Here is a 9,212-nt window from a genome sequence, read left to right on the forward strand (position 1 = left end):
GACGCTACGCGCCGCACGGCCCAAGGGTGTTGGGCGTCTCCGAGAACCCCACGCACCGGCGCCTCCCGGACACCTGTTCCCGATACGGCGGTCTGGCACCCGTTCGGCAGGTCACCGTGGGGGCCGCGTTCTCGCGGTGCGGGCGGCGCACGACGACGGCAGCCTCGCCACGTCGTCCGTACGTCCCGCCCCTCAGTCGGGCGCGGTCACGCCGGTGATCAGGTCGATCAGCCCCGGCAGTCCGTCCTCCCTGAGCGCGCGGCGCTGGCGGTCGGCGGGCATGCCCTCCCGCAGAAGCCCGCCGACCAGGGTGCTCACCTCCCGGAGATCGCCCAGGCCCTCCAGGGCAGGCGTGATGTGACGCAGAAGTGAGCCGACCACGTCACCGCTGCTCTCCGCGTGACCCTGCGGATCCACCAGGGTGCTGTTCAAGCCGTGCCGGGCCGCGTGCCAGTTACCGGCCTGCACCAACTCCGGCGCGCGCAGGGCAAGGGGGGCGCCCGCCTTCTCCTCGGCGATCGCCGTGGCCACCAGCGCGCGCACGACCCCGGCGAGCATGACGGCGTCACCGGTCCGGAGTTGGACGTCGAAGCACCGCACCTCGATGGTGGGGTAGCGATCGGACAGCCGCGCCTGCCAGTACACCTGGCCCCTGTCGGCGATGGCTCCGGATGCCACCAGTGCCTCGAGGCGCTGTTCGTAGTCGTCGAACCCCTCGAAGTGCGGCGGTGGCCCGCTGACCGGCCAGCGGCCGAACACGATGGTGCGCCAGCTCGCGAACCCGGTGTCATGCCCGTCCCACACGGGCGAGTTGGCCGACATGGCCAGCAGCGTCGGCAGCCGGTCCCGGATCCGGTTCAACACGGCAATTCCCGTTTCGGGGTCGGGCACCGCGACGTGGACGTGCATCCCGTTGATCAGCTGCTCGTCGACGAGCTGACGAGCAGCCCCCTCCATCTTCAGATACCGCGGCGTCGGAGTCACCGGTACGGGCCTGGCCCCCCGTACCGGCGCGGCACCCGTGGCGGCGATCCGGCAGCCGTTCGCCTCGGCCGCCGAGGCCATCGCATGGCGCAGTCGCGTGAGATGACCACGCACCTCCTCCAGGCTCGAACAGATGGGAGTGGCCACCTCCACCTGGGCCTGCAACAGCTCGTCCTGGACCTCGTCGCGCTCCGCGAACGGGCCGAGACCGGCACTACGGCGCACCTCCGCCACTTTGGGCGCGGGCAGCCCGGTGGTCGCATCCACCAGCAAGTACTCTTCTTCGACCCCAACGGTGATCACGTGCTGCGACTACCCGGATACGCCATGATCACCCCTCGCCCGACAGCAGCCGACGCCTCGGTCTCCGCTCCCCGCCCACGACGTACACATGGAACGTCTCCGTGCGCCGCGACCAACGCAAGGCGATGGAGCTGCCCTTCACGCAGCGATGCCGACATCGGGAACACGTACGTGATGACCCGGGCGACCTCGACAGAGGTCAAGTAGCGCCCGGGCGGGGCATGGGCGTCGGCCACGGCGACACCGCGGAGAGGAACAGCGGTGGGGTGCGCGCTGCCGATGCCGGTAGCCGCACCCGGGACACATGGGAGGGCGGCCGGATCATGAACTCGAAGGCGCATCCAGGCATTCGGGCTGGTCACAGCGTTCGACCGAACGGCGGCAACTACTCAAGGTGACGACTGAGAACGCTCCGGATGCGGTACGCCCAAAACGGTCCTAGCGTTGCAGACGTAACAGCAAGCACAACCACTGGAGTGATCATGGGTAACGGCGCCAAGGACAAGGCCAAGGGCAAGGCCAAGGAAATGATCGGCAAGACCACCGGCAACGAGCGCATGGAGGCCGAGGGCAAGACCGACCAGGCCAAGGGCCACGCCCGCGACGCGGCGCACACCGCTCGCGAAAAGGCCGCCGGCGTCCGCGACTCCGCCAAGCGCGACGAGCGGTAGTTCACAGCACCGGCGTGACACGAGCGCCCGCCCCGAAAGGGGTGGGCGCTCCGTGTCTGTAGGGGCCTGTCGGGATCTTGACGGTTCATCAATTGCCGTATGCCCAGGACGCTGTCGACCGGACCGGGGTTCAGCGCCATGGTGATGTCGCGTGCCTGGCAGAGCCACACAGCCAATTCGTTTGCACCCCGTCGCCGTCCGGGGCAACCTCGGACACCTGACGAAAACAGAGATCTCCACACCTTGCGACCTCGCGACCTTGCGAAAGCAGCGACGATGACCACGCAGACGCACCCCGTCGACCACGAGCTCATCGAGGCCGCGGCCCATGTCGCTAGCACACGCTGCCGGGGCGACGACCACACCATGGCGGCCGCGGCCCGCACCCGGGGCGGCGAGATCGTCACCGCGGTGAACGTCTACCACTTCACCGGCGGCCCCTGCGCTGAACTGGTCCTCATCGGCGCGGCAGCCACCCGGGGGTGCTACGAACTGGACACCGTCGTCGCCGTCGGCGACGGCGACCGGGGGGTCGTTCCCCCGTGCGGTCGCTGCCGGCAGGTCCTTCTCGACTACTTCCCCACCGTCAAGGTCATCGTGGGCGCAGAAGACCGGATCCGAACCGTACCCATCGCCGACTTGCTGCCCGAGAGCTACGTGTGGGCCGATCACCAGGGCGTCACCGGCTGACTCGACGAGTCCGCGGAATCAGTCCTCGGGAAAAGGACTCAGCGGGACGCCGCCGGTACGACGAGTGGGCCCCGCCGTCCGGCCGCCCAGACCAGGAGCGCGAAGGTGCACGCCGTCATCCCCGCGACGGTCACCGCCGTCCACCCGCCTGCGGACCAGAGCAGCGTGGCGGCTGCGGAACCGATGGAACCGCCGACGAAGTTGCCGGTCACGAAGGCAGTGTTCAGCCGGGACCGGGCTGCGGGCGAGAGGGCGAACATACGCAACTGGTTCAGGATGTTCAGCGCTTGGACGCCGATGTCGAGCACGACGACCGCGACGAGGACGAGCACGACGGAGTGGCCCGCGAACGCCGCGACGACGAAGGCGGCGAGTGCCAGCGCCCACGCCACGCCGGTCGCGGGCAGCGACCGACCACGGTCGTGCAGACGGCCCGCGCGCTGCGCGGCGACGGCACCGGCCAGTCCCGCGAGTCCGAAGAGCCCGATGACGGTCACGGAGTAGTGGAACGGTTCGGCACTGAGCAGGAACGTCAGGGCCGTCCAGAACATCGTGAAGACCCCGAACCCGGTCGCCCCGAGGACCATCGTCCACCGGGCCGTCCGCTCTCGGACGACGACTTTCCCCACCGAGGCGATGAGCGTGGGATACGCCATGCGCGTCTTGGGCGCGAGCGGTGGGATCGCCCGGTACAGCAGGGCCGCGAACACGACGGCCGCGACGCCCGCGAAGGCGAAGACCGCGCGCCATCCGGCGGCGTCGGCGACGAGGCCGCTGACGGTCCGGGAGGCCAGGATCCCGGTGAGGATGCCGGACACGACGGTGCCGACCACGCTGCCGCGGTGGTCGTCGTCGGCGAGGTCTCCGGCGAGCGGCGCGAGGATCTGTCCGGAGACGGTCGTCAGCCCGAGCAGGGTGATCGCGCCGAGGAGGACTCCGAAGGTCGGTGCCAGGGCGCACGCCGCGAGCGCCGCCGCGCAGCAGAGCATCATCACGGGAATGAGCCGACGCCGGTCGAGCACGTCACCGAGGGGCACGACGAGCAGGACCCCGACCGCGTAACCGACCTGCGTGAGCGTGACGAGCAGGCCGGCGGTCTCCGTGGACGCGTGCAGGTCGCGGGCGATGAGGGCGAGCAGCGGCTGCGCCCAGTAGAGGTTGCCCACCGCCACCCCGCCGGCCACGGCGAACAGGAAGGCCAGCTTGCGGGTCATGATCCCCCGCTGCACTGTGGGTGGTGTCACGGTGTGATGCTCGCTTCCGGCCGAGGTGTCGCACTGTCCGGTGCCATCCTCGGTCACCTCCCCGCGCTCGCGGCGCGTTCGGTCTCATCGAGAGGATCACGCCCATGTCCGAGTCCGCCGACATCGCCGTCGTCCGCAGGATGTACGACTCCAAGCTCGACCCGGCCGTACTCCAGGAGGTCATTCACCCGGAGATCGTCTGGGACGTCACCCCGGGCTTTCCCGGCGGCGGTGTCTACCACGGCTTCGACAGCGTGGGCAGGGACTTCTTCGGCCCGTTCCTCGATCGGTTCGACGCCTTCTTCCCGGTGGGCGAGCAGTACTACGCGGACGACGAGGACCATGTCTTCGCGCTCGGGCACTACCACGCCGTGACCAAGGAGGGAGAGACCGCCGACGTGCGGTTCATCCACCTGTGGACCGTCCGCGACGGCCAGCTCACAGAGCTGCGGCAGGTCGCCGACACCCTCGTCCTCGACCAGACGCTGAACGGCTGACAGGAGCCGGCGGCACACCCGCCGCCCGGTGGGAGGACACAGGAACGGCGTGCGGCATGATCGAAGGGGCCCGCGGCTAGGGTGGGCCCCCGCGTCGATGTGGCCCGTGGACGGCTGCTGTCGGAAGGACTGGGCCTGAACACCCCGCTCGCTGAGACCCTGTCGGTTGCCTTGCTGGTGCTCGTGCTGGCAGGTGCCGTCGTACGTCCCTTCGGCTGGCCGGAGGCGGTGATCGCCGTTCCGGCCGCGGCCCTGGTGATCGGCGTCGGAGCGATCTCACCGGCGCACGCGCGCGCCGAGGCCGAGCAGCTGGGGCCGGTGATCGGGTTCTTGGCCGCGGTACTGGTACTGGCTCAGCTGTGTGACGACGAGGGCCTGTTCCACGCGTGCGGGGCCTGGATGGCGCGCGGCGCGGCCGGCCGGCCCCGGCGGCTGCTGGTGCAGGTGTTCATCATCGCCTCGGTGATCACGGCGGCGCTGAGTCTGGATGCCACGGTCGTGCTGCTGACCCCGGTGGTGTTCGCGACTGCGGCACGGCTCGGGGTGCGGCCGAAGCCGCACGTGTACGCGTGCACACATCTGTCGAACACGGCGTCCCTGTTGCTGCCGGTGTCCAACTTGACGAACCTGCTGGCGCTCGCGGCCAGTGGGCTGAGCTTCACCCGGTTCGCCGGGCTGATGGCGTTGCCCTGGCTGGTCGCCATCGCCGCCGAGTACGTGGTGTTCCGGTTCTTCTTCGCCACGGACCTGGACGCCGGGGCGCAGCCCGCGCCCACTGTCGAGCCGCCGGCGGTGCCGGTGTTCGCGGTGGTCACGGTGGCCTGCACGCTGGCCGGGTTCGTGCTGGCCTCCGCCGTCGGGATCGACCCGGCGTGGGCGGCGTTCGCGGGTGCGCTCGTCATGGCCGTCCGGGCGCTGGCGCGTCGCCGCACCACGTGGGGGGCGCTGGTGCGCTCGGCTTCCCTGCCCTTCCTGGCGTTCGTCCTGGCCCTGGGCATCGTGGTGCGCGCGGTGGTCGACAACGGGCTCAACACGGCACTGGGCAGGCTGATCCCGGCGGGCACCGCACTCCCCGCTCTGTTCGCCGTCGCGGTGCTGGCCGCCGTACTGGCCAACGTGATCAACAACCTGCCCGCGGTGCTGGTCCTGCTGCCGCTGACCGCGCCCTCGGGCGCCGGCGCCGTCCTCGCGGTGCTGATCGGGGTGAACATCGGCCCCAATCTCACCTATGCCGGATCGCTGGCCACGCTGCTGTGGCGGCGTATCGTGCAGGCCCACGACACTGAGGTGGACCTGCGGGAGTTCACCCGGCTCGGGCTGCTCGCCGTGCCGGCGGGGCTGGTGCTCGCCGTGCCGGCCCTGTGGGTCTCGCTGGCCGTGATCGGAGGAGGCTGAAGGCGATGGCCGTGGTCGTCTGGATCGTCGAGGGCACCTGGCCCGCGTGTGTGGACGCCGTTCGCGCCCGCACACCGGACAGTGCCGAGATCGTCCTGCTGCATGTCAGCCCGCCCGAGGTCCCCGGTGCCGCGCACGGCGCGTTCGCGGGGCTGCTGGGCCGTGGACATCCCGAACGTGATCCCGGTACGGCGTTGGAACACCTGGCCGCCACCTCCGCCTCACAGCTCCTCGCGCAGGCGGCGGAGCGGTTGGGGCGGCCGTGCGAGCAGGTGGAACGCACCGGCCGGGTCGAGCGGGAAGTCGTGGCCGCCGCCGACGGCGTAGATCTGCTCATCGTCGCCCGGGACGGTGACCGCAGCCACCTCGGGCCCCGCAGCCTCGGCTCGGCCGGCCGCTTCATCGTCGACCACGCTCCCTGCCCCGTCCTGCTCGTCTGGCCCGAGCCCGCCCCCGGGATCGGCACCATCCCGCCCCCGCCGCACCACCGTTGACACGAGGTGGCACGCGGTGGCGTCGACACGGGGTGGCACGCGGTGGCGTCGCTCCCGGCGGGTCCCCTGGCCCGGGTCACGGACGGGCGGCCACCACGTCGGGGAAGGCGTCGGCGAGTTCGTCGGTGGTGGTGATGGTGTGGGCGAAGGTGTGCCGCTGCTGGATCCTGCGCTGGGTGGGGCTGGGGTGGTCCCAGGTGTCGTAGTCGCCGCTCTCCCAGCGGCGGTGCGGGACGAACACCAGCTGGACGCCGGAAGTCTCCTCGGGTCGGCTGCCCCTCGTGGACCGGGGTCTGTGCTGTGCCGTCAGCCGAGGTTGCGTCGCAGTTGCAGGCTGTACAGCAGCAAGAGCGACGGCGCGATCAGGGCCGCGGCGACGCAGGAGACCACGAAGAGCACCCACAAGGTGGCCTGCGGCGCCGCCGCTTGACCGATGGTCAGGTGGGTGCCGAGGAGGTAGGGGTACTGGGCCACTCCCCATCCCGCGACGACCGTGGCGATGGCGGCCGCCGCCAACGTGCGGACGACGGACGGACTGCCACGCCGCAGAAGGAGCAGCGCGGCGAGACCGCACAGGGCCGAGACGATCAGGAGCGGGGCCCCCACTCTGCTCAACTGGCGCAACAGACGCGGGGCGTCCGTGTTCAGCACGAACACGCCGGCCAGCGCGACCAGCCCCGCGACGATGCCCGCGCCGAAGGCCCGACGGCGGAACGCCTGTTCCATCTGCCGGTCCGAGCGGCGCCGGGCTTCTCCGGTGAGGAACACGGCGGCGAGATAGGAGCACACGGCGACCGCGAGTACGCCGCCGAGGACGGAGGTCGGATTCAGCCAGCTGGTCACCGGGTCGCCGTGCCCGGCGGAAGGGACGCGGCCGGAGGCGATCCCGCCCGCCAGGGTGCCGAAGAAGAAGGGGGTGAGTACCGAGGAGCAGGCGAAGACGACTCCGCTGACGTGCTCGCCTCGGCTGTCGGTCAACGCGTGGTGGAAGGCGAATCCGGCTCCTCGGGTCACGATCCCCAGCGCCGCCAGACCGAGCGGGATGTACAGGGTGGTGGTGATGGCGGTGAAGGCCTGCGGAAAGCCCGTCCAGAGCGTGACCAGGCAGAAGATCAGCCAGGTGTGGTTGGCCTCCCACACCGGGCCGAGCGAGAGGTTGACCAGCTCGCGGGTGCGGCGTCCGCGCGCGACGCCGCCGGCCGTCAGATCCCAGAACCCGGCCCCGTAGTCGGCCCCGCCGAAGAGGGCGTACGCGATGACGCCTACGAACAGGACCGCGGCGATCAGCGTGCTCATGCGTCACCGGCTCCCGGCGTGTTCCCGCTCCCTACCGGTGTCGGCTTGGGGCCGTAGGGGACGGCCACCGCGTCGGTGCTCTCGTCGCGCCACCGGCGGCACATGGAACGCAGCACGAAGATGGCACCCGCGGCGACGCAGAGGTAGATCACGAGGACCATGGCGAACAAGGGCCACAGGTTGCCCTCTGTGGCGACCGCGTCCTTCGTCAGCAGCAGCCCCACGACCGTCCAGGGTTGCCGGCCGACCTCGGTGACCACCCAGCCGCTCTCCAGGGACGCGACCGCGACCAGTCCGGCCACGGCCGATCCGCGCAGGAACCAGCGGTTCGTCGGCACCTCGCGCCGCCGCCACCACAGCCATCCGAACCAGAGCGACAGCAGGAGCAGCAGTGAGCCGGTGGCGACCATCACGTCGAAGGCGAGGTGCACGACATTGACGACGGCGTCGTCGGGGCGTACCGCGGCCGGGATGGCGTCGAGGCCCTTGATCTCGGCGGAGGGGCGGAACGCGGCGAGGATCGATGCGATGTCGGGCAGCGGGAGCCCGTAGCGCACCTTGCCGTCGACGAGGACGCCGCCGAGGATCTCGGGGACGTGGTCACCGGTTTTCGGTACGAGTTCGATGGCGGCGAACTTGGCCGGCTCCCTGTCGTAGACCTGGCGGGCGATGGTGTCCCCGACGATGAACTGGAGCGGCATGGCGACGGCCGCGACGGTGAAGGGGACGAGGAAGCCGAGCCGGTGGTATCGGTCACGACGTCCCTTGAGCAGACCCCACGCGTAGACACCCGCGACGGCGAAGCCCGCGACGATGTAGGCCGCGAGGAACATGTGCACCGCCTCCCACCAGAAGGCGCCGTTGAAGAAGACCTTCGACGGGATCATGTCCACGACGTAGCCGTTCTTGACGACGATGCCCGCGGGCTGGTTCATCCAGCTGTTGGCCCCGATGACGGAGGCCGTCCCGCCGATGCCCGAGAGGGTCACCACGACTCCGGTGAGGAAGTGCGGCCAGGGCGGGAGTCTCTTCCAGCCGTAGATGTAGATGGCCATGAAGATGGCTTCGAGAAAGAAGAAGAGACCTTCGATGGCGAACGGGAATCCGAATGCCTGCCCATATCTGCCCATGAGCCCCGGCCACAGCAGCCCCAACTCGAACGTGAGAACGGTGCCGGACACGGCTCCCACGGCGAAAAGCACCGCGGCCACCTTCGACCAGCGCTGCGCCAGGAGCAATGCCACCTGGTCGCCGCCCCGCAGCGCGCGGTAGTGGCAGATCAGCATCATGAAGGTGAAGGCGACGCCGAAGGGGACCAGAATGATGTGGAATCCCAGGGTGAAGGCCATCTGCTCACGGGCTGGGAGGAGTTGCGGCGGGTCAGCGGCTCCCATCAGGGCAGACAGCACCATGAATTCCCTTCCGGCGTGGACGGCGACGGACGATGTGGTAGATCGTCTGAAAGCAGACTGCTGCTGCCGGAACTCATGCGCAACGAATCATCAGCCAGATGGCGGCCCCCGCATCCGGAGTAGCCCCGTTCGGGTGTCGTGATCGTCCGTGAGGCGGAGTCCACGCACGCTGTGCCGCGGCCTTCACAAGGCTGTGGAGGTGCGACGGCGGCGGCGAGGAGGTCCT

General features: G+C 70.1%; 10 protein-coding genes. 5 read left to right on the forward strand and 5 right to left on the reverse strand.

Features of this window, described 5'->3' with window-relative positions; translation table 11 throughout:
• Window positions 1–192: 192 nt before the first annotated feature.
• Complete coding sequence (locus ACFV0T_RS20480; RefSeq protein WP_385780780.1) at window positions 193–1,287, reverse strand: glutamate--cysteine ligase; 1,095 nt, start codon at window positions 1,285–1,287, stop codon at window positions 193–195.
• Window positions 1,288–1,769: 482 nt separating this feature from the next.
• On the opposite strand from ACFV0T_RS20480, the gene ACFV0T_RS20485 reads away from it, so the two are divergent.
• Both ACFV0T_RS20485 and ACFV0T_RS20490 read left to right on the forward strand, forming a co-directional pair.
• Window positions 1,770–1,958, forward strand: coding sequence for a CsbD family protein (locus ACFV0T_RS20485; RefSeq protein WP_385780783.1), 189 nt, complete (start codon window positions 1,770–1,772; stop codon window positions 1,956–1,958).
• A gap of 276 nt (window positions 1,959–2,234) precedes the next feature.
• Window positions 2,235–2,648, forward strand: a complete 414-nt coding sequence (locus tag ACFV0T_RS20490) for a cytidine deaminase family protein (protein ID WP_385780786.1) — start codon at window positions 2,235–2,237, stop codon at window positions 2,646–2,648.
• Window positions 2,649–2,686: 38 nt separating this feature from the next.
• On the opposite strand, the gene ACFV0T_RS20495 is transcribed toward ACFV0T_RS20490, so the two are convergent.
• The gene (locus tag ACFV0T_RS20495; RefSeq protein ID WP_385780789.1) at window positions 2,687–3,892 is read right to left on the reverse strand and encodes an MFS transporter; all 1,206 of its coding nucleotides are present in this window, start codon (window positions 3,890–3,892) and stop codon (window positions 2,687–2,689) included.
• Window positions 3,893–3,996: 104 nt separating this feature from the next.
• Here ACFV0T_RS20495 and ACFV0T_RS20500 point away from each other — a divergent pair, with 104 nt between their 5' ends.
• The 3 genes from ACFV0T_RS20500 (at window position 3,997) to ACFV0T_RS20510 (ending at window position 6,278) form a co-directional block, all read left to right on the forward strand.
• Complete coding sequence (locus tag ACFV0T_RS20500) at window positions 3,997–4,389, forward strand: nuclear transport factor 2 family protein (protein ID WP_385780792.1); 393 nt, start codon at window positions 3,997–3,999, stop codon at window positions 4,387–4,389.
• Between the two features lie 135 nt (window positions 4,390–4,524).
• On the forward strand, window positions 4,525–5,784 hold the full coding sequence (locus tag ACFV0T_RS20505; RefSeq protein WP_385780825.1) for an SLC13 family permease: 1,260 nt from the start codon (window positions 4,525–4,527) through the stop codon (window positions 5,782–5,784).
• A gap of 5 nt (window positions 5,785–5,789) precedes the next feature.
• Window positions 5,790–6,278, forward strand: coding sequence for a universal stress protein (locus tag ACFV0T_RS20510; protein ID WP_385780794.1), 489 nt, complete (start codon window positions 5,790–5,792; stop codon window positions 6,276–6,278).
• Window positions 6,279–6,354: 76 nt separating this feature from the next.
• Here ACFV0T_RS20510 and ACFV0T_RS20515 read toward each other — a convergent pair whose 3' ends face one another.
• The 3 genes from ACFV0T_RS20515 to ACFV0T_RS20525 all read right to left on the reverse strand — a co-directional run bounded on the left by ACFV0T_RS20515 (window position 6,355) and on the right by ACFV0T_RS20525 (window position 8,986).
• Window positions 6,355–6,519, reverse strand: a complete 165-nt coding sequence (locus ACFV0T_RS20515; protein ID WP_385780797.1) for a hypothetical protein — start codon at window positions 6,517–6,519, stop codon at window positions 6,355–6,357.
• Window positions 6,520–6,584: 65 nt separating this feature from the next.
• Entirely contained in the window at window positions 6,585–7,574 is a 990-nt protein-coding gene (locus ACFV0T_RS20520) for a cytochrome d ubiquinol oxidase subunit II (protein WP_385780800.1), read from the reverse strand.
• Window positions 7,571–8,986, reverse strand: coding sequence for a cytochrome ubiquinol oxidase subunit I (locus ACFV0T_RS20525; protein ID WP_385780802.1), 1,416 nt, complete (start codon window positions 8,984–8,986; stop codon window positions 7,571–7,573). Before ACFV0T_RS20525 ends, ACFV0T_RS20520 begins: the two co-directional genes overlap by 4 nt.
• Window positions 8,987–9,212 lie beyond the last annotated feature (226 nt).

The organism is Streptomyces sp. NPDC059582, assembly GCF_042735715.1.
GTDB lineage: Bacteria > Actinomycetota > Actinomycetes > Streptomycetales > Streptomycetaceae > Streptomyces.